Source organism: Pseudoalteromonas sp. 0802, from assembly GCF_013350085.1.
Taxonomy (GTDB): Bacteria; Pseudomonadota; Gammaproteobacteria; order Enterobacterales; family Alteromonadaceae; genus Pseudoalteromonas.
In genome coordinates, this window is the sequence record NZ_JABVXE010000103.1 from 1 (window position 1) to 386 (window position 386).

Genomic DNA, 386 nt, shown 5'->3' on the forward strand with positions numbered 1-386 from the left:
CTAAATCATATAAAGCAGTGAGTCGCTCTCCACTTTGGAGAAACAGCACCTTAAAGGTCGCTTTTTTCACTCTCATTATTTTTGCGGTGGCTATATTTGTAACCGTGCCATTTAGTATTGAAGCGCAAGCAGTGTTCATTAGTTTAATTTTGGTGGTTGCTTATTCTCTAAGGCGGGTTGAAGGGAAAATGGCCACTATTGTGATGATCACCCTTTCTGTTACAACCTCTACACGTTATCTATGGTGGCGCTACACAGATACCCTGAACTGGGGTGACCCGTTAGCCCTAGCACTCGGGATTGGTTTATTGCTTGCTGAAAGTTACGCTTGGTTAGTACTAATATTAGGCTTTTTCCAAACCATTAATCCATTAAACCGTAAACCA

General features: G+C 41.7%; 1 pseudogene. It reads left to right on the top strand.

The window, feature by feature from the left end:
* Nucleotides 1–17 precede the first annotated feature (17 nt).
* Nucleotides 18–386 (top strand): annotated as a pseudogene (locus HUS61_RS22070) (UDP-forming cellulose synthase catalytic subunit); the annotation flags it as partial.